The following is a 25027-nucleotide window of genomic DNA, read 5'->3' on the forward strand; positions in this document are numbered from 1 at the left end:
AATGGTCCCAAGCGGCGCGGTCTTCAACGGACGAAACCATCCTCCACCACCGACAGGGTGGTGAAATCCACCACGAGCGGCGCAATCCCCAGCGCTGCAAAGAATTTTCGAAGGCCCGCCTGGCTCACCGTGGTGGTGGCGGTGTTGGTCAGGGGATGAAAATTTACCTGTTCGGCGTCTGCCAGCGCCCGGTCGAGGACGAAGGTCACCCGATGCTGGCGGTCGTTGATCATCGCGAAGGCGGTGACCGAGCCAGGCGTCACCCCCAGGGTCTCGGCCATCAGCTCGGCGCTGCCGAAGGAGAGCCTGGCCGAGCCGATCACCGGATGCAGCCGTTTCAGATCAATGAGAGTGGTGTCCTGGGCGGAGATCAGCCACAGCCGGCCCTTGGCGTCCTTCAGGAACAGGTTCTTGGTGTGGGCGCCGGCGATGCCGTGTTTGATCGCCTCCCCCTCGCCGACCCGGAACACCGCCTCGTGCTCGGTGGTGGCGTGGTCGACGCCATGGGCGTCGAAAAAAGCGATCAGGTCGGGGCGCGTCTGCATCAGACTCAATTAGCGAACTGGACGCGGACGCGACAGGCTGGCTAGACCTGATGTCAGGTCCCGTCAGAGAGCCCGCCATGCTGCTTGAGTGCTACCCCACCGCCCTGCGCCCCCCCGAGATCGTGCCGGGCCGCCCGCAGCGCGCCTGGATGGACCATTTCGCCGAACGTCACCCCTATCGCTGCCTGCCGCTCTCCATGGCCAACACCACCGGCTGGGAGATCCTCTGCCCGATGGCCTTCACCGCCACCTGGAACGGCGGCCCGCGGCAGGAGGACATCAAGCTTCAGACCGACTACCCGCACCCGGACTTCCACCACTTCGCCAAGAGCCACTTCAGCCACGGCGTCGTGACCTTCCACCCCGGCTATCTGTTCCGGACCTCGCCCGGCTGGTCGATGATCGCCCAGGGCCCGCCAAACCACGTCAAGGACGGCATCCAGCCGCTGGCGGGGCTGGTGGAGACCGACTGGCTGCCCTTCCCCTTCACGATGAACTGGATCTTCACCCGGCCGGGGTCGGTGCGGTTCGAGAAGGGCGAGCCCTTCTGCTTCATCACCCTGACCCAGGACAAGGCGCTGAACGATGTCCAGCCGGTGATCAAATCGATGGATCGGAACCCGGAGCTGCGCGACCAGTACGACGTCTGGGAGAAGCACCGGGCGGAGTTCAACGCCAAGATCTTCCGCCTCGATCCCGAGGCCACCAAGGAGGCCTGGCAGCGCTACTACTTCAAGGGCGAGTTCCCGCCGGAGATCGAAAACGAGGCTCCCAAGGACCACGTCAACAAGCGCCGGCTCAAGGCGCCGCGCTTTATGGGGTGAGAAAGAACGCAAAGCGAGCCAGCCCCGCTTGCCAAGCCCCGGACCCTCTGCCATAAGCCCGCTCTCGAATTTCGGGGCCAATCCTCACGGGGATCGGTTTCACGGAGTGCGGGCGTAGCTCAGTGGTAGAGCACAACCTTGCCAAGGTTGGGGTCGAGAGTTCGAATCTCTTCGCCCGCTCCAGAAATTCGATCGACCCGCAGGCCCGGCGTACCTCCCCATCCGGGGGAAGGGACGGCGAACCGGAACCGGGCCCTGACTAGGAACTTTAAGACCGCATGTTCGAACCTAAAGGCATGAAGCACGCCGACCGCCAGGCGACCTCCGCCGCGGCCAAGAAGGCGCTGCTGGAACGCTTCAAGCCCAAGCCCACCGTCACCGATCCCAATATCGAAGCCCGCAAGGCCGCCGAGGCCGCCGAGCTGGAAAAGGTCCGCGCCGAGCGCAACGCCGAGCGTGAGACCAAGCGCGCCGCCGCCGCCGAGGCCGAGCGCCTGCGGCTGGAAGACGAGGCCATCACCCAGGAAGCCCGCGACCTGGATCTGCGCGCCAAGCAGAAAGAAGCCCGCGACCTGCGCTACGCCGCCCGCAAGCAGAAGCGGAAGTAGGCGAAAGCCTCACGGCCGAGACCACCAGACGCCCGCCTCCGCCAGGACGCGGGCGTTTCGCGTTCAGGCCTGGAGCTTGTTGTAGGGGTATTGGTCGCGGATCTCGTAGGCGAAGAACCGGCCCTTGGAGTCGGCGTCGACGAAGCTGCGGTGCACCTCGCCGGGCACGCCCACATAGACGTACTCGTCGCCGTCAAGGAACCGCACGAACAGTTTGGCGCGGTCTTCGTCGTAGCGGATATCGCTGATAGCGGCGGACTCGAGCTGCATCGGAACCTCCAGAAGTCTCCGTCGACGGACTCAAACACTGCGAGAGGGGCGGATGGTTCCCGCGGGCCTCGACGCGTGTCACCTTCACCAGGACCCGGCCGCGAACGGCGCCGGAGAAATGTCGGGGGAAATCATGCAACCGCACTACGAAGTCGCCATCGTCACCGTTGTCGCCCTGCTCGTCTACGTCTGGATGGGCCTGCGCGTGGGCAAGGCCCGTCAAGTTTCCGGCATCGCCGCGCCGGCCATGCACGGCGACGCTCACCTGGAGCGCAATATCCGGGTCCACTACAACACCCTGGAATGGCTGCCGATCTTCCTGGCCGGCCTGTGGTTGTTCGCCATCTACTGGGACGATCGCATCGCCGCGGCCCTGGGCGTGGTGTGGATCCTCGGGCGCGTCATCTATGCCCTGGGCTATGTGGCCGATCCCGGCAAGCGCGAGGCCGGCTTCGTGATCCAGATGCTGGCCGCGGCCCTCCTGTTGTTCGGGGCGCTGGGACGGGTCATCTGGGCCATGGTCCAGACCGGCACGGTCTAGCCGACGACCGGGCCGGGCGGCGCGCCCGGCCCGTCCTTTTCGCGACGTCGAATCACCTGCCGTTGAACCGCCGGGGGACACCGGCCCACCCCGCCGGGAGGGGATCTATCCCCGGATCGGGGATATTATCCACGAAATTCAGTGACTTAAGGCCCCGCAGCGCAGGCCTGCGCGGGGGGTGCGACACTGCGAACCTCTACAGTAAATTTGTACAAGCTCGACAGTTTCGAGCGTCGGTCCTACCGCGGTATGGCCAGTGCCGCGCCGAGTAGGAGCGCGCGCTTCGGCGAAAATTTCAGGCAAAACCAAATAATGTAAATCGCTCGCCACGGTGAAATCGAGTTCCCACTCAAATCGAGCACAAGTAGTGCCACCGACTGTGCCTAAAAGATGGCATATTATCTCAATAATACAGACCACCTCTATCCAATGAGCACCTTGAAGATAAAGGACACTTTGTCGCAACCACTATCCAGATAGCGCATTCTTGCTATCCCCTTCCGACATTCAGCCCACGAGGCGAGGGGGAACATTATGTCCAAGCGATACAAGAAACTGCTGTCGGCGGGGCCCCTGGCCCTGGCCCTGGCGATGCCGATGGTCGGCCATGCCGACCCGGCCAAGGACCTGGCGGTCGCCGGTCGAGCCCTGACCTTCCTGGAGAACGGCCCCACCGGCCGCGCGGTCCTGGGGGTCGTGTTTGATCCGGGCAAGCCCGGCTCCGTCGCCGAAAAGAACGCCATCATGGCCGCCCTCGGCGCCGGCTATGCGGCGGGCGCGGTCACCCTGACCGGCAAGCCCATCGAGGCCTCCGCCGTCGGCGGGGCCAGCGGCGTCGCGGCCCTGTATGTCACCACCGGTGTCAGCTACGGCCCGGTGGGCGCGGCGGCCAAGGCCAAGAAGATCGTCACCATCGGCTCCGATCCGGCCTGCGTGACCTCCGGCGCCTGCGTGATGGGCGTCTCCACCGACCCCAAGGTCGACATCACCGTCAACCGCGCCGCCGCCGCCGCCGTGGGCGCCACCTTCAAGGCCGCCTTCCGCATGATGATCAAGGAGGTCTGAGCCCGAGGGCCAGATAAGAAAATCCGATGAAGAAACATATTCTCCTGGCCGGCGCCGCCGCGGGCCTCGCCCTCGCCGCCACAACGGCCCAGGCGCAATCCATCGACTACGGCTCGCTGGAGCAGCTGTTCAACGAACCGGTCACCACCTCGGCCACCGGCTCGCCGCAGCGTTCCACCGAGGCCCCGGTGGACATGACCATCATCAGCGCCGAGGACATCAAGCGCTCGGGCGCCGCCGACATTCCCACCATCCTCAGCCGGGTGGCCGGGGTCGACATCCTGCCCTTCGCGGCCGGCGCCTCGGAAATCAGCGTGCGGGGCTACAACCAGTCGCGGTCACCGCGCATGCTGGTGCTGATCAATGGCCGCCAGGTCTATCTCGACCACTTCGGCTACACCGACTGGCACACCCTGCCGGTCGCCCTCGAGGAGATCCGCCAGATCGAACTGGTGCGTGGTCCCAACAGCGCGCTGTTCGGGTTCAACGCCGTCTCCGGCGTGGTCAACATCATCACCTTCAATCCGAAATTCGACGCCACCAACCTCGTCTCCGTCCAGGCCGGCACCCTCGGCTACAACGCGGCCACGGTGGTCAAGACCCTCAAGCTCGGCGAGATGATCTCCGTGCGCCTCTCGGCCGGCACCGACCGGCAGGATGAGTGGGCCAACACCAACCCGGCCATCACCCCGGCCATGCTCTCCGATCCCTGGGGCGTTCGCGCCTCCGTGGACGCCGTGGCTGAACTGTCGCCGAAGGCCGATCTGCGGGTCGAGGGCTCCTGGTCGAACTCGGGTCAGAGCGAGATGCTCTCCGGCTACACCTATGCCCGGCACCGGGTGCAGACCTCCTCGGGCAAGGTCTCCCTGGACGCCGACACCGCCTTTGGGACCATCCAGGCGCAGGCCTATGTGAACAACCTCGATTCCCGGGCCACACCCCTGCACTACCGGAACACCATCTCAGTGGCCAAGGTGCAGGATCTGCTCAAGATCGGAACCGCCCACACGCTGCGGCTGGGTCTCGAATACCGCGACAACAAGGTCAATACGACGCCCGTCGAGGGGGCCGAGGTCGGCTACTCCGTCTGGGCGCCGTCGGTCATGTGGAACTGGGTGGTCAATCCCAAGCTTTCGGTCACCTCCGCCGTGCGGCTCGACAGCCTGACCCTGAAACGCACGGGCGTCTTCCCCCGCGGGATGCCCCGCCAGAGCAACAGTGACTGGGACCGTTCGATCGAGGAGGTCAGCGTCAATCTGGGCGCCGTGTTCGCCGCCACCGACCGCGACACCTTCCGGGCAACCTACGCCAGGGGTGTCCAGGCGCCGACCCTGGTGGAGCTGGGCTCACGCCAGGTCTTCCCGACGACCGCCCCGCCGGTGGGAATCGCCACGGTCGGCAATCCGACCCTGCAGCCGGCGATCGTCACCAGCTACGGGCTGACCTATGAGCGCGCCCTGCCCGAGCTCAACGCAAGGCTCGGCGTCAAGCTGTTCCAGCAACTCACCGAGGACGTCAAGAGCGGGGTCAGCCGGCTGCAGATCGACGTGCCGGCCACGGCCACGACCTACGCCGCCCTGACCTATTTCAACATCGGCGAGTCGGAGATGAAGGGGGTGGAGCTCTCCGCCTCGGGCAAGCTCGGCGCCGGGTTCCGTTGGAGCGCCGACACCACCTATACCGACATCACCGACACTCCGATCGCGGGTTACAGCCCAGTGCGCCGCCAGGTGGCGTTCGGCGAGACCAGCCCGAAGTATCGCAGCAATCTGGCTGTGGGCTGGACCGGCGGACCTTGGACGGCCGACGCCAATGTGCATCACGTCTCCAAGTTCAACTCCTACACGTCCACCCAGACCCTGGAGCCGGTGAAGGCCTACGGGACCTTCGCCGGCCGGGTAGCCTACAACCGCGCAGACGGCGTCACCCTCGCCGTCAGCGGTCAGAACCTGCTGCGTGAACAGCAGGTCCAGGCCAAGACCACCGCCTTGAAGAGCGAGCGCCGCATCCTCTTCTCGGTCAGCAAGACCTGGTGATCTGACAGCCGCCGCCGCCCTCCCAGGCGGCTGACGATCCCGGACGGACGCGGCCTTCTCGCCGCGTCCTCAAGGCTCCAGGGTTCCCCAGCCCTGGAGCCGTTTTGCGTGTCGGAGCTAGAGCGCGCCAGGGTTAAGTGGAGGCCGGTTAACCCGTCCGGCGCGCTCTATCACTTTGAATTAGAGCCCTTTTGAACGGGTCAGATGATTCCATCTGACCCTAAAGGGCTCTAGCCGAACAGCATCCAGGCCTGCCAGGCGGCGAGGCCGGTCACCAGGGCGCCCACCAGCCAGGTGAGGGCGCGGTGCGGCAGCACCTTGGTGGCCCAGCCGGCGACGGGGGCGGCCACCACCCCGCCGGCGATCAGGCCCACCACTGACCAGAGATGGTCGGTGAGGCCCGTGGTCTGCCAGTGTCCGGTCACCAGGGCGGTGATGAAGGCCGCCGAGACGGCGACCGACATGAAGAATTCGGCGGTGTTGGTGGTGCCGATCGCCTGGCGCGGGTCGGCGCCGCTTCCCAGCAGGGTCGAGGTCACCACCGGACCCCAGCCGCCGCCGCCCACGGCGTCGAAGAAGCCGCCCGTGAGGCCCAGCGGGAAGGGCAGCCGCCAGGAGAACAGCTTGGGCCGCGTCTGGCGCCAGGCGCGGTAGAGGATCACCAGGCCCATGAGGCCGAGCCAGCCCACCACATAGGGCTTGATCACCGCGCCATCGATGGAGGTCAGCAGGTAGGTCCCGCCGATCCCGCCCAGCACCCCGCCCAGGGCCAGCAACAGCAGCAGCCGCCAGCCGACATTGCGGTGGTAGATGTGGCTGATCGCCGAGGCCGCGCCGGTGAACACCTTGGCGGCGTGCACGCTGGCCGAGGCGTTGGCCGGAGTCACCCCCAGGGCCAGCAGGACCGTGGAGCAGATCACCCCATAGGCCATGCCCAACGCCCCATCGACGAGCTGGGCGGCGAAGCCCACCGCCACGAACAGCCAGAATTCAGTGCTCATGGGTCCCCATTTCGGATTTCCGTGTCGCGGAACTTCCCCAGCGCTGCAATGGGCTTTACCTCGGGGCCACCGCAGCTTTTCTCTCCACGAGCGCCCCGGGCCCATGATCCTTCCCGTCGACCCCGCCCGCTACGCCACCTTCCTGGGGGTCATGGCGATCATGGCGGTGACGCCGGGACCGGCCAATGTCTTCGCCATCGCCATCGGGGCAGAGCGCGGCAAGCGGGCCGCCCTGATCGCCGTGGCCGGCATGAACAGCGCGACCCTGGTCTGGTTCGGCGTGGCGGCCCTGGGGCTGGGCGCCGCGGTCCTGGCCTTTCCCCAGGTCTTCCACCTGATCGCCTATGCCGGGGCCGCCTATGTGGCCTGGCTCGGGCTCAAGAGCCTGCTGGCGGCGCGGATCGAGACGATGGGCGAGCTCAAGCCCGCCTCCATCCAGCCCGGCGCCCACGCCTGGCGCGACGGCTTCACGGTGCAGATTTCCAATCCCAAGGCGATCCTGTTCTTCACCGCCGTCCTGCCGCCTTTCCTGGATCCGGACCGCCCCCTGCCCCTGCAGCTGGCCTTCTTCGCCTGCGGGACGATCGGCTTTGATGTGATCTCCATGAGCGCCTATGGCCTGGGCGGCGCGGCCTTGGCCCGGCGGATGACGGAGCCGCGCTTCCGGCGGGGATTCCAGGTCGTCGTGGGCCTGCTGCTGATCAGCGCCGCGGCCCTGATGGCGCTGCGCCACTAGGACGTGGGGCGACCCTGCGTGTGCAAGCCCTACCCTGCCGTGCGCGGCTATCCTCGTTTCGGGTATAAGCAAGGAAATTCAGCGCCTTAAAGGGTGCGACAAAGCACCGCCATGGGGGGTGCGACAAAAGGTTCCAAACCAGTAAGGTTAAGCTTCGCCGGCAGTTCTCACGGCCGGCCCTACCGCGGTAGGGCCAAGGCTAAGGGTGGGCGTGGAAGCTTAAGTTCAGAGTTCAGGGCATACGCCTCGCCGCTTATCGGCATGTATTCGCAGAATACACCCCTTAAAAACTCGATCTATTCTCGGGTATTGCCGAGACCTTCATCCAGCAAGATATTTGAGTAATACCAACATATACACAACAAGAGTGCGAATTTCCGCTTGAAATATCGCGTTATGACAATTCGCCTTAACCTCTATTTACCATTGAGGCGTCCAAACCTCCCCTCGTTCAGCCCGCGGTGGGCGAGGGAACAAAGATGTCCGAACGCACCAAACACCTGATCGCGACGGAGGCCGCAGCGCTTGTGCTGGCCACGCCGATGGTCGGTCACGCCGGCGTCACCCTGGCGCTCTCCCGCCAGACCCTTCTCACCGAGCGCCAGCAACAGACCCGCGGCCTGGAGGCCGAACGCCGGGTGGTCTTCTCCATCAACAAGCGCCGGGGAGCCTGAAACCGAAACCTGCCGAGTGATCGGCGACGCGCTCTCCGCGCCAGAGACTGAACCTAAGGCCGACGCCAGAACGGCGCGGACCAACACCAGAGGGGCTAAATGTCTATCTCAACGAAACAGTTGCTGTCGGCGGGGGCCATGGCCCTTGTGCTGGCGACACCGATGGTCGGTCACGCCGACCCGGCCAAGGACCTGGCCGTCGCCGGCCGGGCGCTGACCTTCCTGGAAAACGGCCCCACGGGCCGCGCCGTCCTGGGCGTCGTCTTCGATCCGGCGAAGCCAGGCTCGGTGGCGGAAAAGAACGCCCTCATGGCGGCTCTCGGCGCGGGCTACGCGGCCGGTGCGGTCACCCTGATCGGCAAGCCGGTTGAAGCCTCCGCCGTCGGCGGCGTCAGCGGTGTCGCGGCTCTCTACATCACCGAAGGCGTCAACTACGGCGCCGTCGGCGCCGCCGCCAAGGCCAAGAAGCTGGTGACCGTCGGATCCGATCCGGCCTGCGTGAAGTCCGGCGCCTGCGTCATGGGCGTCGCCACCGAACCCAAGGTCGACATCACCGTCAACCGCGCGGCCGCCGCCGCCGTGGGCGCCACGTTCAAGGCCGCCTTCCGCATGATGATCAAGGAGATCTGAGCCTGAACGGCTCGGAAGACAAATCGATGAAAAAGCAAATCCTCCTCGCCGGCGCCGCCGCCGGCCTCGCTCTGGCCGCCACGACGGCCCACGCGCAATCCATCGACTACGGCTCGATGGAGCAGCTGTTCAACGAACCGGTCACCACCTCGGCCACGGGCTCGCCGCAGCGCTCCACCGAAGTGCCGGTGGACATGACCATCATCTCCTCGGCCGACATCAAGCGCTCGGGCGCCACCGACCTGCCCACCATCCTGTCGCGCGTCGCCGGCGTGGACGTGCTGAACTTCGCCGCCGGCCAGTCCGACGTCGGCATCCGCGGCTACAACCAGGCCCGTTCGCCGCGCCTGCTGGTGCTGATCAACGGCCGCCAGGTCTATCTCGACCACTTCGGCTACACCGACTGGACCGCCCTGCCGATCTCGCTGAGCGAAATCCGCCAGATCGAAGTGGTGCGCGGACCCAACAGCGCCATCTTCGGCTTCAACGCCGTGTCCGGCGTGGTCAACATCATCACCTTCAACCCGAAGTTCGATGACACCAACGCCATCGACCTGCGCACCGGCACCGGCGAGAGCAACTTCGTCTCCGTCGTGAAGACCATGCGCCTTGGCGACAAGGTCTCGGTGCGGATCTCGGCCGGCGGCGAGCACCAGGACGAGTGGAAGGACAACAGCGCGGCCGTCACTGCCGCTATGATCCACAACCCCACCACCCTGCACGCCAACATCGACGCCGTCGCCGAACTCGGCTCCAAGACCCAGCTGCGGGTCGAGGGCTCCTACTCCAACGGCCAGGCCACCCAGGTCATCTCGACCTTCGCCTACGCCGCCCACCGCATCAAGACCAACTCCCTGAAGGCCACGGTCACCTCCGACACCAAGCTCGGCCTGATCCAGGTCCAGGGCTATCACAACGATCTGGACGCCCTGACCCCGGGCCGCCGCTACCTGAACGGCATTACGGTGTTCAGCGTCGAGGACCTGTTCAAGGTCGGCGCGAACCACACCGTCCGCCTGGGCCTGGAGTACCGCGACAACCAGCTCAACACCGCCTCCTACTCGGGCGCCAAGATCAGCTACAAGGTCCTGGCCCCCTCGGTGATGTGGAACTGGGCGGTCAATCCCAAGCTGTCCCTGACCGCCGCCGCGCGCCTGGACAATCTGTCGCTGGAACGCACCGGGTCCTTCCCGGTCGGCGTGCCCCAGACCAGCAACAAGCTCTGGGACCGCGACATCAAGGAAACCAGCGTCAATCTCGGCGCGGTGTTCAAGGCCACCGACGCCGACACGCTGCGCGCCACCTATGCCCGCGGCGTCCAGGCGCCGACCCTGCTTGAACTGGGCGGCCTGATCATCCCGCCGGCCACCCCCGCGCCCGTGGGCTTCCTGATCGAGGGCAACCCGTTCCTGGATCCGGCCATCGTCACCAACTACCAGCTGACCTATGACCGCGACCTGCCCTCGCTGAAGGCCAAGGCCAGCGTGAAGGTCTTCATGCAGAAGACCGAAAGCGTGAAGGGCCAGTTCTCGACGGCGGTCGTCAGCATCCCGGCGACCGCGACCACCTGGGCCGCCTACCAGTACGCCAACACCGGCGACTCCGAGATGAAGGGCGTCGAGCTCGCCGCCTCGGGCAAGTTCGGAACCGGCTTCCACTGGAGCGCCGACACCACCTACACCAAGATCGAAGACACGCCGGCCCTCACCGCGGCGGCCCTGATCCTGCGCAAGGTGGCCTTCGAGGCCACGACGCCGAAGTACCGCAGCAACCTGGCCCTCGGCTGGGCTGACGAGCAGTGGGCGGTGGACGGCTACGTCCGTCAGGTCAGCAAGTTCTCGTCCTACAACGGCAACCTGCTTGAGCCCGTCTCGGCCTACACCACCCTGGCCGGCCGGGTGTCCTACAAGCTGCAGAACGGCATCGTGATGGGTGTGGACGGGGTCAACCTGCTCCACGGCCGCCAATCGCAAGCCAAGGGCCCCAGCGGCCTGCAGGCCGAGCGCCGGGTGCAATTCACCCTCAGCAAGACCTGGTGAGCTAAGCCGACCCCGCCGCGCCGCGGCGGGGTCACGCTTTCCTTCGGAGATTTGAGATGAAGACCTTCCGCCTCGCCGACCTCTCACTCGTCGTGAAGATGGCGTTCGCTCCCGCCTTCGCCGTGCTCATGCTGGCCCTGGTGGCCGGCGGGGCTGTCTGGAGCCAGCAGCAGCAGTCCAAGGCCATCGATCGCATCGTCGCCGAGGACATGGCTGTCAGCCTGGACCTGGCGCGGATCGCCAAGCGCATCACCGCGGTGCACGGGGATCTGTACCTGCTGATGACCCATACCGCCGCGACGCCGGGTATGGACTCCACGGCCCAGCTGCAGAAGCTGATGGCCGACGTCGACTCCATCAAGGCCGAGCTGACCAAGGTGAAGGTCAAGCTGCCCAAGGCCGAACAGAAGCGCTTCGATGCGCTGATCAAGGACCTCACCGACTATCGCGGTGGGATCGAGGTGGTGGGCTCCATGCTCGGCATCGACTTCGCCACCGCCGCGGCCTTCGTCGAGCCCTTCGAAGTCCAGTACAACCGCATGACCGAGACCCTCGACGGGGCCACGGCCCTGGTTCAGCAGGAAGCCAAGGCCCACGCCAAGGCCAGCGCCGAGGAAGCCGCCTTCACCGGTAAGGTCGCCGTCGGCGGCGCGATCATCACCCTGCTGGCGGTCGCCGGGATTTCCATCGCCACCATCCTTGGCGTCAAGCGCGCCATCCAGGGCATCGCCGGCGCCACCGAGAAGCTGGCCGCCGGGGATAACCAGCAGGACCTCGACAAGATCGCCCGCGGCGACGAACTGGGCGCCATCGTCGGCTCCCTGGGCATCTTCCGCGACAATCAGTTGCGCCTCACCGCCATGCGCGAGGAGCAGGAAGCCGCGGCCGCGCGAGAAGAAGCGACCCGCACCCGGGTCGAGAAGGAACGGGCCGACGCCCAGGCCGAACAGGCCGCCGTCGTCAGCACGCTGGCCAACGGCCTGTCGCGCCTGTCCCAGGGCGACCTGACCCACGCCATCGACCAGGCCTTCCCCGAGGAATATGAAGCCCTGCGGGCCGACTTCAACGCCGCCGTGGCCAAGCTGCGGGACGCCATGCAGGTCATCGTCGCCACCAGCTCGCAGATCGGTTCCAGCGCCGAAGAGATCGCCGGCGCGTCCGACGACCTGTCGCGCCGCACCGAGCAACAGGCCGCCAGCCTGGAAGAGACCGCCGCCGCGCTCGACGAGATCACCGCCACGGTGAAGAAGTCCGCGGACGGGGCGAGCCACGCCCGGGCGGTGGTGCAGACCGCCAAGACCGGCGCGGCCGACGGCGGCGACATCGTCCGCCAGGCCGTCCTGGCCATGGGCGAGATCGAGAAGTCCTCCACCCAGATCAGCCAGATCATCGGGGTGATCGACGAGATCGCCTTCCAGACCAACCTGCTGGCCCTGAACGCGGGCGTTGAAGCCGCTCGCGCCGGGGAGGCCGGCAAGGGTTTCGCCGTCGTCGCCTCCGAGGTGCGGGCCCTGGCCCAGCGCTCCGCGGAAGCGGCCAAGGAAATCAAGGCCCTGATCAGCGCCTCGTCGACCCAGGTCGGCTCGGGCGTGCAACTGGTCGGCAAGACCGGTCAGGCCCTGGAGATGCTGGTGGCCCAGGTCGACGAGATCGACGGCCTGGTGGGTGAGATCGCGGCCTCGGCCAAGGAGCAGGCTGTCGGCCTCAACGAGGTCAACGCCGCCGTCAACAAGATGGACCAGGTGACCCAGCAGAACGCCGCCATGGTGGAGCAATCCACCGCCGCGGCCCACGCCCTGAACGGCGAGGCCACGGAACTGCGCCGTCTGATGGGCGACTTCCGCACCGGCGCCGACACCGCGCCGGCCCGCGCCTCCCGGCCCCAGGCGGCCGGACCGAGCTCGCGGCCCGCGGCCTCTCCCCCGCGCCGCATGGCCGAAAAGATCCGCGCCAACTTCGGTGGCGGCGCGGCCGCCCAGCCAAAGAGCCAGGAGTGGGAGGAATTCTGACCCTGGCCTGACGAGATCCTGACCGGCGCTCCCCAGCGTCGGGCGGGCTTCCTCCCCCGAGGACAAAACTGGCGCGCGCCTGATTCAAGACAGGCGCGCGCCGAATTTTCTGCATTTCGACTTTGACATCAAATGCTTGGCGGCAACCAAAATTAAGCCCATGTGTTCGGCTGGTATGTTCCAGACGCTTCACTTGGGTAGCCAGACATGACCCGCCGATACGCCGCCCTCGCCGCCAGCGCCCTGCTTCTGGCCACGCTCGGGGCCTGCGCCACCGCCACCCCCTACCAACCGAATATCCGCGGCCAGGCCACCTCCGGCGGCTTTTCCGAGGTCCGACTGGAGGCTGACCGCTTCCGGGTGAATTTCGCCGGCAACAGCCTGACATCCCGCGAGACCGTGGAGGGCTATCTGCTCTACCGCGCCGCCGAGTTGACCGTCGCCCAGGGCTACGACTGGTTCGCGGTGGTGGACCGCCAGACCGACCGCAACGCGCGGACCTATGTCGAGCCCGATCCCTTCTACCGGCCCTGGTACGGCCCCTCGTACAACTTCTGGCGGCCGTCCTGGCGCTACTACGGCGGCGGCTACGGCTGGCGCTCCTGGGATCCCTTCTTCGGCGACCCCTTCTGGGGCGACCGCATGGACGTCCGCACGGTGGAGAAGTTCGAGGCCAGCGCCGAGATCGTTATGCACCGGGGCGCCAAGCCGCAGGACGACACCCGCGCCTTCGATGCGCGCGCGGTGATGGACAACCTCGGGCCGCGGGTCCTGCGTCCGCCGCAGCCCTAGCCCGGTTCCCGAAAACAGAAACGCCCGCCTCCAGACCAGGAGGCGGGCGTTTGTCTGTCCGGCCGGGCGGGTCTCAGCCCTTGACGCGCTTGTCCCGCTTGGCGGCGACCCGCAGGCGCAGGGCGTTGAGCTTGATGAAACCCGACGCGTCGTTGTGGTCGTAGGCGACCTTGCCCTCCTCGAAGGTGACCAGGTCCTGGTCGTAGAGGGAGTAGGGGCTGGTGCGGCCGATGATGGTGGTGTTGCCCTTGTAGAGCTTCACCGTCACCTGGCCGGTGACCATGGCCTGGCTGTGGTCGATGGCGGCCTGCAGCATCTCGCGCTCGGGGGTGAACCAGAAGCCGTTGTAGATGAGCTCCGCATAGCGCGGCATCAGCTCGTCCTTCAGGTGCATGGAGCCGCGGTCCAGGGTGATGGACTCGATGCCCCGGTGGGCGGCCAGCAGGATGGTGCCGCCGGGCGTCTCGTAGACGCCGCGGGACTTCATGCCGACATAGCGGTTCTCCACCAGGTCCAGGCGGCCGACGCCGTTGGCGTAGCCCAACTCATTGAGCCTGGTGAGCAGGGTTGCGGGGCTCATCTTCTCGCCGTCGATGGCGACCGGGTCGCCCTTCTCGAAGTCGATGGTAAAGACCGTGGCCTTATCGGGCGCATCCTCGGGCGCGATGGTGCGCATATAGACGAACTCGGGCGCCTCGACCGCCGGATCCTCCAGCACCTTACCTTCGGAAGAGGAGTGCAGCAGGTTGGCGTCGACGCTGAAGGGGGCCTCGCCGCGCTTGTCCTTGGCGATCTGGATCTGGTGCTTCTCGGCGAAGTCCAGCAGGGCCTCGCGGCTCTTGAAGTCCCACTCGCGCCAGGGCGCGATGACGTGGATGTCCGGCTCCAGCGCGTAATAGGCCACCTCGTAGCGGACCTGGTCGTTGCCCTTGCCGGTGGAGCCGTGGCTGACCGCGTCGGCCCCCATCTTGCGGGCGATCTCGATCTGCTTCTGGGCGATCAGCGGCCGGGCGATGGAGGTGCCCAGGAGGTACTGGCCCTCATAGACGGTATTGGCGCGGAACATCGGGAAGACGAAGTCGCGGACGAACTCCTCGCGCACGTCCTCGATGAAGATGTTCTCGGGCTTCACGCCGGCGGCAAGCGCCTTGGCGCGGGCGGGCTCGAGCTCCTCGCCCTGGCCGAGGTCGGCGGTGAAGGTGATGACCTCCGCCCCGTACTCGGTCTGCAGCCACTTCAGGATGATCGAGGTGTCCAGCCCGCCGGAATAGGCCAGGACGACTTTCTTGATCGTGGGCTTGGACATGGGCGTGCGGACTTTCGGCAGGAAGGGAACGTCGCGGGCGTATAGGGGCCAATGGCCCGGCGTATCAAGGCTTGAGCGCGCCTTCGCTCTGCAGCTGGTCGAGGGCGGCCTTCAGCCAGCGCAGGTGGCCGACGGCGATCAGGGCCGCGGCGGTGGCGCGAACCCCGAACAGGATCACCGACTGCTCCACCGTCGCCCCGGCGTTGCGGTTGAAGGCCACCAGGGCCAGCCCCAGGAAAAAGGCCGCGGTCGGGATGGCCAGCAGGGCCAGGTTCCGCTTCACCCGGAAGGTCGGCTTGCCGCTCAGGGCGAACTGCAGCGGCACCTTGGTCTCCGGATCGATCCGTCCCCAGGCCGCTCGGGTGGTGGAGGCCATGATCGAGAGTGAGATGATCCACAGGGCGTCGCCCAGGAAAGACAACACCATCAGACGGTCACCTGGGTTCCGAGTTCGACCACGCGGCCGGGGGGGATCTTGTAGAAGTCGGTGGGGTTGGCGGCGTTGCGCATCAGGAAGATGAACAGTTTGTCCTGCCACAGGGGCATGCCCGACTGGGCCGACGCCACCACCGAGCGACGTCCCAGGAAGAAGCTGGTGGCCATGATGTCGAACTTCAGGCCGAGCTTGCGGCACAGGCCCAGCGCCTTGGGCAGGTTCGGGCTCTCCATGAAGCCGTATCTTATGGTGACTTTTTTGAAGTCGTCGTTGATCGGCTCGATCTGTACCCGGTTCTCCTCCTTCACCCGCGGGGTCTCGGCGGTGTGGACGGTGAGGATGATGTTATTATCGTGCAGCACCTTGTTGTGCTTGAGATTGTGCATCAGCGCCACGGGCGCCATGTCGGGGTCGGAGGTCAGGAAGATCGCCGTGCCGTGCGCCCGGTGCGGGGCGCGGGCCTTGAGGATTTCCGACAGCTCCAGCAGGGGCACGGAATCACGCCGGGTCTTCTCAGTGAGGATCTGGGCGCCGCGGGTCCAGGTCCACATGATCACCACCAGAGCCAGGCCCAGCACCAGCGGCAGCCAGGCGCCCTCCGGAATCTTCAGCAGGTTGGACGAGATGAAGGTGACGTCCAGAGCGCCGAAGCCGAGCGCCGCCAGCCAGGCCTGCCAGGTCGGTCGCTTCCACATATGCTTGACGATGACGAAGAACAGCAGGGTGTCGACGAACATGGCCCCGGTCACCGCGATGCCGTAGGCCGCCGCCAGGTTCGAGGAGCTGCGGAAGGTGAACAGCAGCACCAGCACCCCGATCATCAGGATGGTGTTGACCTGAGGCACATAGATCTGGCCGGCCTGGGTCTCGCTGGTGCGGCGGATGTCGATGCGCGGGAACAGGCCCAGTTGCACCGCCTGCTGGGTCATGGAGAAGGCGCCGGTGATCACCGCCTGGGAGGCGATGACCGTGGCCGCCGTGGCCAGCAGCAGCACCGGCCAGTAGATGACCTCCGGGATCATCTCGAAGAAGGGATTGGACCGCGCCGCCGGGTTGGACAGCACCAGGGCGCCCTGACCCAGATAGTTCAGCAGCAGGGACGGCAGCACCAGGATCACCCAGGCCGCCTGGATCGGCTTTTTCCCGAAGTGGCCCATGTCCGCGTAGAGAGCCTCGGCCCCGGTCACCGCCAGGAAGACGCTGCCCAGGATGATGAAGCCCAGCACGCCGTTGTCCCACAGGAAGATCACGCCGTAGTGGGGCAGCAGGGCGCGGATGATCGAAATGTCGTCGGCGATATGATAGATGCCCAGCCCCGCCAGGACCAGGAACCATAAGGCGGTGATGGGGCCGAAGAAGCGGGCGATGCTGGTGGTGCCCTTGGCCTGGACCATGAACAGGGCCACCAGGATGCCGGCCGAGATCGGCACCACGAAGGGGCCCATCCGGTGGCCGATCCCCGGCGCATCCTTCAGGCCTTCGATGGCCGAGAGCACCGAAACCGCCGGGGTGATGATGCCGTCGCCGTAGAACAGCGCCGCGCCGATCACCCCCAGGAAGAACACCGCCGTCGAGCGACGGCCGAGCGAGCGCTGGGCCAGGGCCATCAGGGCCAGGGTGCCGCCTTCGCCCTTGTTGTCGGCCCGCATCAGGAAGACGACATACTTGATGGTGACGATCAGGATCAGCGCCCAGGTCACCAGGGACACCACGCCGAGCACCGCGATCTCGTTGGAGACCGTGTCGCGGGTGTGATGCAGGGCCTCGCGCATGGCGTAGAGCGGGCTGGTGCCGATGTCGCCGAACACCACGCCGATGGCCCCCAGCGCCAGGGCGCGGAGGCTCTCGGTGGGGGGGGCGTGCAGCGACTCTTCCGCCGCCTCGGGGGCGCCGCTGGCCGGATCAGCCATCCAAAGTCTCCGGGACCAAAAAGGTGGTTCCCTTGTTCGGCCCGAATGCCGTGTGCGGCGGGCGCGATACACCCTTTCCAACCGCCGTTCAATCGCAGCATGGCCATGCCCGGGGGCGTCTGGTCGCAGGCGCAACGCTCAGGAGACCGCCCCGGTTCGCCAAACCTTGCGCATTGCCTGTTCTAGCGCCACATCTGGCCCATGTTCATCCAGACCGAACCCACCCCGAACCCCGAGGTCCTGAAGTTTTTGCCCGGACAAACTGTCCTGGCCGAAGGTTCGCGGGACTTCCGCAGTCCTTTGGAAGCCGAGGCCTCGCCGCTGGCCTCGGACCTGTTCGACATCGATGGCGTCGACCGGGTGTTCTTCGGCGCCGACTTCGTCACCGTTGGCAAGCATCCCGACCATGACTGGCCGCACCTGAAGGCGCCGGTCCTGGCCGCCATCATGGATCACTTCGCCTCGGGCCGGCCCCTGTTCGCCGCCGAGGCCGGCGCCGAGAGCGGCGGCCATGACGACGAAACGGTCTACGACGCCGACACCGCCCAGGTGGTGGCCGAGATCAAGGACCTGCTGGACACCCGCATCCGCCCGGCGGTGGCCCAGGACGGCGGCGACATCCTGTTCAACCGCTTCGAGCCCGACACCGGTGTCGTGTGGCTGCATATGCGCGGCGCCTGTTCCGGCTGCCCGTCCTCATCGGCGACCCTGAAGGCCGGCGTCGAGAACATGCTCAAGCACTATGTGCCCGAGGTCACCCGGGTCGAGCAGACCCTCTGATCCTGCTCGCGATAGACACCTGCCTGGGGGCCTGCTCGGCCGCCGTCCTCGACGGTGGGCGAGTTCTGGCGACCCGGGTCGAGCCCATGGCGCGGGGCCATCAGGAACGCCTCGCCCCCCTGGTCGCCGAGCTGATGGCGGAAGCCGGCGTGGAATTCTCTCAGCTGCAACGGGTCGGGGTCACCGTCGGGCCTGGCTCCTTCACGGGTCTGCGGGTGGGCCTGGCCTTCGCGAAGGGCCTGGGCGCCGCCCTGTCGATTCCGGTGATCGGGGTCGGCGTGCTGGAGGCCCTGGCCCAGCCGCTGTCCGGGACCGTCTTCGCCGTCCTCGACGCCAAGCGCGACCAGCTCTACCTGCAGGCCTTCGCGGACGGCGTGGCGGTCAGCGCCCCCGACGCTCTACCGCCCGGAACCGCCGCCGCGCGCCTGGCCGAACTGGCGGGGGCGGGCGAGGTGACCCTGGTGGGGTCGGGCGCGCCCCTGCTCGCCGACCTCCTGCCCGGCGCCACGGTGGTGATCGCCGACCATGCCGATCCTGTGGCGGTGGCGCAGATCGCGGCCATCCGCCCGCCGGTTCCGCCTCGCCCGCTCTATCTCCGCGCCCCCGACGCCAAGCTGCCGGGTGGCCGCGACCTGCCCGCATGACCCTGCGCCCCGCCGCCGAGGCTGATCTGGAAGCCCTGTCGGTGGTGCACCGCCGCGCCTTCACGCCCGGCTGGAGCGCTGACGAGATCGCCGACCTGGCCAGCGGACCCGGCGCCTTCGGCCTGATCGTGGAAACCGAAACCCCGCTTGGCATGATCCTCTGCCGGGCCCTGGCCGGCGAGGCCGAGGTCCTGACCCTGGCGGTCGATCCCGACGCCCGGCGGCAGGGCGTGGCCCGCGCCCTGGTGGTGGCCGCCGCCGCCGCCGCCAAGGCCGCGGGGGCGGACGCCATGTTCCTGGAGGTGGCCGTGGACAATGATCCGGCCCTGGCCCTGTATGAAGCCCAGGGCTTTGTTCGCGCCGGCCGCCGGCCCAGCTATTATGATCGCGGCGGCGGCATCTATGTGGACGCCGTCGTGATGCGCCTCGACCTCGGCGGCGGGTCCCTCTAAACCGTGTCCTCAAGGCATTTGGAAATCAGGAGTCGGTTCGTGGACCGGATCGAAAATCTCTGCGTCGAAAAGGGCATGCGCATGACCGAGCAGCGCCGCGTGATCGCGCGCGTGCTGTCAGCGGCCCATGACCATCCGGACGTGGAAGAACTGTACCGCCGCTCCCACCAGGTGGACCCGCACATCTCCATCGCCACGGTCTACCGCACGGTGCGACTTTTCGAGGAGGCCGGCATCATCGCCCGCCATGACTTCCGCGACGGCCGCTCGCGCTACGAGGAAGCCACCGAGGTCCACCACGACCACCTGATCGACATGAAGTCGGGCAAGGTCATCGAGTTCGTCGACGACGAGATCGAGGCCCTGCAGGAGGCCATCGCCCGCAAGCTCGGCTACAAGCTGGTGGATCACCGGCTGGAGCTCTACGGCGTCCCGGTCGAGGAGTAGGCGGACCTGGTCGGCTTGCCCCCATCGGTCGCCAGCCGCATAAACCCCGCCATGTCCGAGCCCGCGCCCACCCGGCGTCTCTACATCAAGACCCACGGCTGTCAGATGAACGTCTATGACAGCGAGCGGATGGCCGATGTGCTCCGTCCGCTGGGCTACGCCATGACCGAGCGTCCCGAGGACGCCGACCTGGTGGTGCTCAACACCTGCCATATCCGCGAGAAGGCTACCGAGAAGGTCTATTCCGAGCTCGGCTACATCAAGCAGATGAAGCTGGCCCGCCAGGCCGCGGGCCAGTCCATGACCATCGCCGTGGCCGGCTGCGTCGCCCAGGCCGAGGGCAAGGAAATCATGCATCGCCAGCCGGCGGTGGACCTGGTCATCGGGCCCCAGGCCTATCATCAGCTGCCTGAACTGATCGCCCGCACCCACCGCGCCAAGGGCGAACGGCTGTCGGCCGACTTCGCCCCGCAGGCCAAGTTTGATCGCCTGGGGTCTGACCGCAATCCGTCCGGCGTCACCGCCTTCCTGACCATCCAGGAGGGCTGCGACAAGTTCTGCACCTTCTGCGTGGTGCCCTATACCCGCGGCGCGGAGTTCTCGCGGCCCATGGACGCCGTCCTGGCCGAGGCCCGCAGCCTCGCCGGCCAGGGCGTGCGCGAGGTCACCCTGCTGGGCCAGAACGTCAACGCCTATGGCGGGGAGGGCGGCCTGGCCGGTCTTGTCCGCAAACTCGCCCAGATCGAGGGCCTGGATCGCATCCGCTACACCACCAGCCACCCCGCCGACATGGACGAGGCCCTGATCGAGGCCCACGGCGAGGTCGAGGCCCTGATGCCCTATCTGCACCTGCCGGTGCAGGCGGGCTCCGACAAGGTTCTGCGGGCCATGAACCGCGCCCATACGGCCGAAAGCTACCTGCGGCTGGTGGAGAAGATCCGCGCCGCCCGGCCCGACATGGCCATGGCCGGCGACTTCATCGTCGGCTTCCCCGGCGAGCGCGAGCAAGACTTCGAGGCCACCCTGCAGCTGGTGGCTGAGGTCGGCTATGCCGGAGCCTTTTCGTTCAAATATTCCCGTCGTCCCGGCACGCCCGCCGCCAACCTGCCCGATCAGGTGGCCGAAGAGGTGAAGGAAGAGCGGCTGGCCCGCCTCAACGCCCTGCTGGATGAACAGCAGAGCGCCTTCAACGCCAGCCAGGCGGGCCGGACCCTGCCGGTGCTGTTCGAGCGCGCGGGGCGCCATCCGGGTCAACTTTCCGGCCGCAGTCCCTATCTACAGGCGGTGCATGTGAGCGCACCGGATCATCTGATCGGCCAGATCGTTCCGGTGCGCATCGAGAGCGCGGCCAAGATGAGCCTCGCCGGAGCCCTGGCATTGGAGGTCGCGTGAGTAAGGCGCCTGAGTTCATTCCCCTGTCCGACATCGCCGTGCGCGCCGTGGGCGGGGCGACCGGCCGGCATGCGGCCCTCATCGAGGACGCCTTCGACGTGCTGATCGAAACCCCCGGGGGCGGGGTGTCGATCAATGGCGAGTCGAAGAACCGCGCCACCGCGCGCCGGGTGGTGGAGCAGATCGCCGAGCGCGCGGACTCGGGCCTCGAGATCACCGAGGCTGACGTCCGGGTGGCCATCGGCCAGGGGCGGGTGGGCCGCGGCAGCGCGCCGGGCAGCCTGCCCACCGGCAAGCGCGGCCAGGTGGCGCCCAAGACGCCGGGCCAGGCCCGCTACCTCCAGGCGCTGGCCGCCTGCGAGCTGGTCTTCGGCCTGGGTCCCGCCGGCACCGGCAAGACCTTCCTGGCCGTGGCCCATGGCGCTGGCATGCTGCTGCGCGGCGAGGTGGAGCGCCTGATCGTCAGCCGCCCGGCGGTGGAGGCGGGCGAACGCCTCGGCTTCCTGCCCGGCGACCTGTCGGAAAAGGTCGATCCCTACATGGCGCCGGTCTGGGAGGCGCTCACCGACATCCTGGGCGCCGACCAGTTCAAGCGCCGGCGTGAGAAGGGCGAGATCGAGGTGGCGCCCATCGCCTTCCTGCGCGGCCGCACGCTCAGCCACGCCTTTGTCATCGTCGACGAGGCCCAGAACACCACCCGCCTGCAGATGAAGATGGTCCTGACCCGCCTGGGTGAAGGCTCGCGCATGGCGGTGACCGGCGATCCCAGCCAGATCGACCTGGTCAATTCATCCGACTCGGGCCTGGCCCATGCCGTCGGCCTGCTGGAGGGCGTCAAGGGCGTGGGGGTCAACCGCTTCACGGTGGACGACGTGGTCCGCCACCCGATGGTGGAGCGGATCGTGCGCGCCTATGACGCCGACGCCGCCAAGCGCGGGCGCTCCATTTGATCGACGTCGAGATCGAGGACGAGGCCTGGGCGCGGGACCTTCCCGACGCGCAGGTCCTGGTGGTGGCCGCCGCCGAAGCCGCCCTGGCGGCCGCCCAGCGCGAGGGCGCGGTGGTGGTTCTGCTGACCGACGACGCGCGCGTCCAGGACCTCAACAGCCGTTTTCGGGGCAAGGACAGCGCCACCAATGTCCTGTCCTTCCCGGCCCCGCCGAACCCTGAGGATCATCTGGGGGACGTGGCGCTGGCCCATGGTGTCTGCGTCCGCGAGGCCGCGGAGCAGGGCAAGAGCCTCGCCCACCATCTGCAACACCTTGTGGCGCACGGGGTGCTGCATCTTGTAGGGTACGATCACGAAACCGACGACGATGCCGAGGACATGGAAGGTCTGGAGCGGGTGGTCATGGCTGGTCTGGGGGCGCCTGACCCCTACGGCGCCGAACAGGGAGACGATGGCTAGTTCTGAAGACCCGCCCGCAGCCGCGCGCAAGAGCCGCGGCATACGGGCCTTCCTGAGACGGTTGCGCGGCACGGGCGGGATGGAGCTCCCCCCGACCCCTGTGGACCTGGTGGGCGACCGCATGGTCGATCAGGCCCAGGCCTTCCAGACGCTCCGGGTCGAGGATGTCATGACGCCGCGCGCCGACATCGTCGCCGTGGAGCTCACCACCCCCTTCGCCGGCGTCATCGAACGGTTCGTCGAGGCCGAGCACAGTCGTATGCCGATCTATCGCGAGACCCTCGACGATCCCGTCGGCGTGGTCCACGTGAAGGACATCTTCAAGATGTTGGCGGGCCCCAAGCCCAAGGGCGGCAAGGCGCCAGGCCCGGAGGACGTGATCCTGCAGAAGGTGCGCCGCGACGCCCTCTACGTTCCAGCCTCGATGCGCGCCGCCGACCTGCTGCTGCGCATGCAGACCAGCCGCATCCACATGGCCCTGGTGATCGACGAGTTCGGCGGCACGGACGGCCTGGTCACCCTGGAGGACCTGGTGGAGGCCGTCGTCGGCGAGATCGACGACGAGCACGACGACGCCCAGGCGGCGGGCGTCGTCGCCCGGCCGGGTGGGGTTTTCGAGGTCGACGCCCGCGCGCCGCTGGAGGAGCTGGAGGCCGCCGTGGGCGCCGAACTGGCCCCGCCGGACCTGGAGGAAGAGATCGACACGGTGGCCGGCCTGGTCACCGCTCTGGCCGGCCGGGTGCCGCAGCGGGGCGAGGTGATCAGCCATCCCGGCGGCTTCGAGTTCCAGGTGACCGACGCCGATCCGCGCCGGGTGAAGCGGGTGCGGGTGCGCCGGCTGCCCGAGCCGGACATCATCATTTGACCGCGGCCCTGACGGCGGCCTGGCGGGCGCGCATCCTGGCGGTGGCCTCCGGCGTTGGCGCGGCCCTCGCCCATCCGCCCTTCGGCCTGATCGTCGGTATCGCGGCCTATGGCCTGCTGATGTGGTTGTCGGAGACGGACGGCCCGCGGCCCCTGCGCTCGGCCTTCTTCCGGGGCTGGCTGGCCGGGGTCGGCTATTTCGCGGTGAGCACCCACTGGATCACCGAACCCTTCCTGGTGGACGCCGCCAACCAAGGCTGGATGGCCCCGATCGCCCTGCTGGCCATGTCCGGCGGCCTGGCCCTGTTCTGGGGTCTCGCGGCTCTGCTCTATCGCGCGGCCGACGTGAAGGGCCCGTGGCGGGTGCTGGTCTTCGCCGGCCTCCTGGCCCTGTGTGAATGGCTGCGCGGCCACGTCCTCACCGGCTTCCCCTGGAACCTGCCTGGCGAGAGCTGGCGGGCAGGCTCGGCGCCGTCGCAGATGGCCTCGGTGGTGGGGACCTATGGCCTATCCTGGATCACCATCGCGCTGGGAGCCGGGGTCGCCCTGCTCTGGGAGACGGGCCGGACCCGGGTCATCGGAGGCGTGGCGATCGCCGCGACCCTGGCGGGCCTCTACGGTTTCGGCGCCCTGCGGGTGGCGGGCGCCAAGCCCCCCGGCCCCGACGCGCCGATGGTGCGACTGGTCCAGGGCAATATCGACCAGAAGGAAAAGTGGCGGCCGGAAAACCTCGACATGGTGTTCTCCACCTATGTCCGCCTGAGCACCCGGCAGGCCAAGGTTCGCCCGGACATCATCGTCTGGCCCGAGGGCGCGCTGCCGGCGGTTATCGATGACCTGCTGGCGCCCGGCAGCCCCTATGCCGCGCGGCTCTCCGACGCCCTGCAACCCGGCCAGACCCTGATGATGGGCGCCAACCGGGTCGGCCCCGGGGCGGCGGGCGGCGTCGACTATTTCAACAGCCTGGTGGTCCTGCGCCGTGAGGCGCCGGGCCTGCGGGTCACCGGGTTCTACGACAAGCACCGGCTGGTGCCGTTCGGCGAGTTCCTGCCGCTGGGGGACCTGGCCACCAAGCTCGGCATCCGCAGCCTGGTGCACATGCCCGAGGACTTCACGGCGGGACCGCCGCCGCGGCCGATCCAGCCGGAGGGCGTTCCGGCGCTCCAGCCGCTGATCTGCTACGAAGCCCTGTTCCCGGGCTTTGCGTCGGAGGGCGCCCGGCGCGGTGGCGGGCGGGCCCAGTGGCTGCTGAACGTGTCCAACGACGCCTGGTTCGGCGCCACCAGCGGCCCCTGGCAGCACCTCAACATCGCCGCCTACCGCGCCATCGAGGAGGGTCTGCCGATCGCGCGCGCCACCCCAACGGGCGTATCAACCATGATCGACGCCTATGGCCGCCCCATTTTGGGCGCCCGCCTAACCCTTGGCGAGGAAGGAAATATCGACGTTCGGCTGCCGCCGGCGCTCGCCCGTACGGTGTATTCGCGTTTCGGCGACGGGGGATTCGCCATCATGTTGCTCTTATCGGCGTCCATCGCGGTGGCGGGACGTAGGCGACGAGCACGTTGAGTTGACGCAGGCGTCATCTTTTTTGACGACGGCGATCAGCCTCGTCTAT

26 protein-coding genes and 1 tRNA gene are annotated in these 25027 nt (G+C 67.5%); 21 read left to right on the top strand and 6 right to left on the bottom strand.

The annotated features are described in order from the left end of the window. Positions 1 to 23: 23 nt before the first annotated feature. Entirely contained in the window at positions 24 to 545 is a 522-nt protein-coding gene (locus tag Q7J39_RS08265) for a prolyl-tRNA synthetase associated domain-containing protein (protein WP_304822692.1), read from the bottom strand. 77 nt (positions 546 to 622) lie between these two features. On the opposite strand from Q7J39_RS08265, the gene Q7J39_RS08270 reads away from it, so the two are divergent. The 3 genes from Q7J39_RS08270 to Q7J39_RS08280 all read left to right on the top strand — a co-directional run bounded on the left by Q7J39_RS08270 (position 623) and on the right by Q7J39_RS08280 (position 1977). Then, positions 623 to 1369 carry a DUF6065 family protein gene (locus Q7J39_RS08270; RefSeq protein ID WP_304822696.1) on the top strand — a complete coding sequence of 249 codons (747 nt, stop codon included), beginning with the start codon at positions 623 to 625 and terminating at the stop codon, positions 1367 to 1369. Between the two features lie 108 nt (positions 1370 to 1477). Further along, positions 1478 to 1552 (top strand) — tRNA-Gly (locus tag Q7J39_RS08275). Between the two features lie 95 nt (positions 1553 to 1647). Further along, entirely contained in the window at positions 1648 to 1977 is a 330-nt protein-coding gene (locus Q7J39_RS08280; protein ID WP_304822699.1) for a DUF6481 family protein, read from the top strand. Positions 1978 to 2040: 63 nt separating this feature from the next. Here Q7J39_RS08280 and Q7J39_RS08285 read toward each other — a convergent pair whose 3' ends face one another. After that, positions 2041 to 2247, bottom strand: coding sequence for a KTSC domain-containing protein (locus Q7J39_RS08285; RefSeq protein ID WP_304822702.1), 207 nt, complete (start codon positions 2245 to 2247; stop codon positions 2041 to 2043). A gap of 133 nt (positions 2248 to 2380) precedes the next feature. Here Q7J39_RS08285 and Q7J39_RS08290 point away from each other — a divergent pair, with 133 nt between their 5' ends. The 3 genes from Q7J39_RS08290 (at position 2381) to Q7J39_RS08300 (ending at position 5889) form a co-directional block, all read left to right on the top strand. Next, the gene (locus Q7J39_RS08290) at positions 2381 to 2788 is read left to right on the top strand and encodes an MAPEG family protein (protein WP_304822704.1); all 408 of its coding nucleotides are present in this window, start codon (positions 2381 to 2383) and stop codon (positions 2786 to 2788) included. A gap of 534 nt (positions 2789 to 3322) precedes the next feature. After that, complete coding sequence (locus Q7J39_RS08295; RefSeq protein WP_304822707.1) at positions 3323 to 3853, top strand: hypothetical protein; 531 nt, start codon at positions 3323 to 3325, stop codon at positions 3851 to 3853. A gap of 26 nt (positions 3854 to 3879) precedes the next feature. Continuing rightward, positions 3880 to 5889 (top strand): TonB-dependent siderophore receptor, encoded by a 2010-nt coding sequence (locus Q7J39_RS08300; protein ID WP_304822710.1) that lies wholly within the window; start codon positions 3880 to 3882, stop codon positions 5887 to 5889. A 230-nt stretch (positions 5890 to 6119) separates the two neighbouring features. Here Q7J39_RS08300 and Q7J39_RS08305 read toward each other — a convergent pair whose 3' ends face one another. Beyond that, positions 6120 to 6890 carry a sulfite exporter TauE/SafE family protein gene (locus tag Q7J39_RS08305; protein WP_304822713.1) on the bottom strand — a complete coding sequence of 257 codons (771 nt, stop codon included), beginning with the start codon at positions 6888 to 6890 and terminating at the stop codon, positions 6120 to 6122. 103 nt (positions 6891 to 6993) lie between these two features. Between Q7J39_RS08305 and Q7J39_RS08310 the strand changes: the two genes are divergently transcribed. The 6 genes from Q7J39_RS08310 (at position 6994) to Q7J39_RS08335 (ending at position 13770) form a co-directional block, all read left to right on the top strand. After that, positions 6994 to 7626, top strand: coding sequence for a LysE family translocator (locus Q7J39_RS08310; protein WP_304822716.1), 633 nt, complete (start codon positions 6994 to 6996; stop codon positions 7624 to 7626). A gap of 479 nt (positions 7627 to 8105) precedes the next feature. Beyond that, on the top strand, positions 8106 to 8300 hold the full coding sequence (locus Q7J39_RS08315) for a hypothetical protein (RefSeq protein ID WP_304822719.1): 195 nt from the start codon (positions 8106 to 8108) through the stop codon (positions 8298 to 8300). 99 nt (positions 8301 to 8399) lie between these two features. Continuing rightward, positions 8400 to 8930, top strand: coding sequence for a hypothetical protein (locus tag Q7J39_RS08320; RefSeq protein WP_304822722.1), 531 nt, complete (start codon positions 8400 to 8402; stop codon positions 8928 to 8930). Between the two features lie 26 nt (positions 8931 to 8956). After that, on the top strand, positions 8957 to 10969 hold the full coding sequence (locus Q7J39_RS08325) for a TonB-dependent siderophore receptor (RefSeq protein ID WP_304822725.1): 2013 nt from the start codon (positions 8957 to 8959) through the stop codon (positions 10967 to 10969). A gap of 56 nt (positions 10970 to 11025) precedes the next feature. Continuing rightward, the gene (locus Q7J39_RS08330) at positions 11026 to 12978 is read left to right on the top strand and encodes a methyl-accepting chemotaxis protein (RefSeq protein WP_304822728.1); all 1953 of its coding nucleotides are present in this window, start codon (positions 11026 to 11028) and stop codon (positions 12976 to 12978) included. Positions 12979 to 13185: 207 nt separating this feature from the next. Continuing rightward, positions 13186 to 13770, top strand: coding sequence for a hypothetical protein (locus Q7J39_RS08335; protein ID WP_304822732.1), 585 nt, complete (start codon positions 13186 to 13188; stop codon positions 13768 to 13770). 73 nt (positions 13771 to 13843) lie between these two features. Here the strand turns inward: Q7J39_RS08335 and Q7J39_RS08340 are convergent, their stop codons facing one another. The 3 genes from Q7J39_RS08340 to Q7J39_RS08350 all read right to left on the bottom strand — a co-directional run bounded on the left by Q7J39_RS08340 (position 13844) and on the right by Q7J39_RS08350 (position 17422). Continuing rightward, positions 13844 to 15076: an argininosuccinate synthase gene (locus Q7J39_RS08340; RefSeq protein ID WP_304822735.1), complete on the bottom strand. Its 1233-nt coding sequence runs from the start codon at positions 15074 to 15076 to the stop codon at positions 13844 to 13846. A gap of 64 nt (positions 15077 to 15140) precedes the next feature. After that, the gene (locus tag Q7J39_RS08345; RefSeq protein WP_304822738.1) at positions 15141 to 15503 is read right to left on the bottom strand and encodes a hypothetical protein; all 363 of its coding nucleotides are present in this window, start codon (positions 15501 to 15503) and stop codon (positions 15141 to 15143) included. Continuing rightward, positions 15503 to 17422 carry a potassium transporter Kup gene (locus tag Q7J39_RS08350; RefSeq protein ID WP_304822741.1) on the bottom strand — a complete coding sequence of 640 codons (1920 nt, stop codon included), beginning with the start codon at positions 17420 to 17422 and terminating at the stop codon, positions 15503 to 15505. The genes Q7J39_RS08345 and Q7J39_RS08350 overlap by 1 nt, the downstream gene beginning before the upstream one ends. 201 nt (positions 17423 to 17623) lie before the next feature. Between Q7J39_RS08350 and Q7J39_RS08355 the strand changes: the two genes are divergently transcribed. Genes Q7J39_RS08355 through lnt form a run of 9 tightly spaced genes read left to right on the top strand, consistent with a single transcriptional unit; the run spans position 17624 to position 24978 of the window. Beyond that, positions 17624 to 18202, top strand: a complete 579-nt coding sequence (locus Q7J39_RS08355) for a NifU family protein (protein WP_304822744.1) — start codon at positions 17624 to 17626, stop codon at positions 18200 to 18202. Continuing rightward, positions 18202 to 18846 carry a tRNA (adenosine(37)-N6)-threonylcarbamoyltransferase complex dimerization subunit type 1 TsaB gene (tsaB, locus tag Q7J39_RS08360; RefSeq protein WP_304822828.1) on the top strand — a complete coding sequence of 215 codons (645 nt, stop codon included), beginning with the start codon at positions 18202 to 18204 and terminating at the stop codon, positions 18844 to 18846. Before Q7J39_RS08355 ends, tsaB begins: the two co-directional genes overlap by 1 nt. Then, positions 18843 to 19298, top strand: coding sequence for a GNAT family N-acetyltransferase (locus Q7J39_RS08365; protein ID WP_304822747.1), 456 nt, complete (start codon positions 18843 to 18845; stop codon positions 19296 to 19298). The genes tsaB and Q7J39_RS08365 overlap by 4 nt, the downstream gene beginning before the upstream one ends. 39 nt (positions 19299 to 19337) lie before the next feature. Beyond that, a complete protein-coding gene (locus tag Q7J39_RS08370; RefSeq protein ID WP_215337660.1) occupies positions 19338 to 19745 on the top strand; it encodes a Fur family transcriptional regulator in 408 nt (135 codons plus the stop codon). Positions 19746 to 19796: 51 nt separating this feature from the next. Next, a complete protein-coding gene (gene miaB / locus Q7J39_RS08375; protein WP_304822751.1) occupies positions 19797 to 21137 on the top strand; it encodes a tRNA (N6-isopentenyl adenosine(37)-C2)-methylthiotransferase MiaB in 1341 nt (446 codons plus the stop codon). After that, entirely contained in the window at positions 21134 to 22087 is a 954-nt protein-coding gene (locus Q7J39_RS08380) for a PhoH family protein (protein WP_304822754.1), read from the top strand. Before miaB ends, Q7J39_RS08380 begins: the two co-directional genes overlap by 4 nt. Then, positions 22084 to 22545, top strand: a complete 462-nt coding sequence (gene ybeY / locus Q7J39_RS08385) for an rRNA maturation RNase YbeY (protein WP_304822757.1) — start codon at positions 22084 to 22086, stop codon at positions 22543 to 22545. Before Q7J39_RS08380 ends, ybeY begins: the two co-directional genes overlap by 4 nt. After that, entirely contained in the window at positions 22538 to 23410 is an 873-nt protein-coding gene (locus Q7J39_RS08390) for a hemolysin family protein (RefSeq protein ID WP_304822760.1), read from the top strand. Before ybeY ends, Q7J39_RS08390 begins: the two co-directional genes overlap by 8 nt. Next, entirely contained in the window at positions 23407 to 24978 is a 1572-nt protein-coding gene (gene lnt, locus Q7J39_RS08395) for an apolipoprotein N-acyltransferase (RefSeq protein ID WP_304822763.1), read from the top strand. The genes Q7J39_RS08390 and lnt overlap by 4 nt, the downstream gene beginning before the upstream one ends. Positions 24979 to 25027 lie beyond the last annotated feature (49 nt).

The sequence above is a fragment of the Phenylobacterium sp. genome, from assembly GCF_030651185.1.
Taxonomy (GTDB): Bacteria; Pseudomonadota; Alphaproteobacteria; order Caulobacterales; family Caulobacteraceae; genus Phenylobacterium.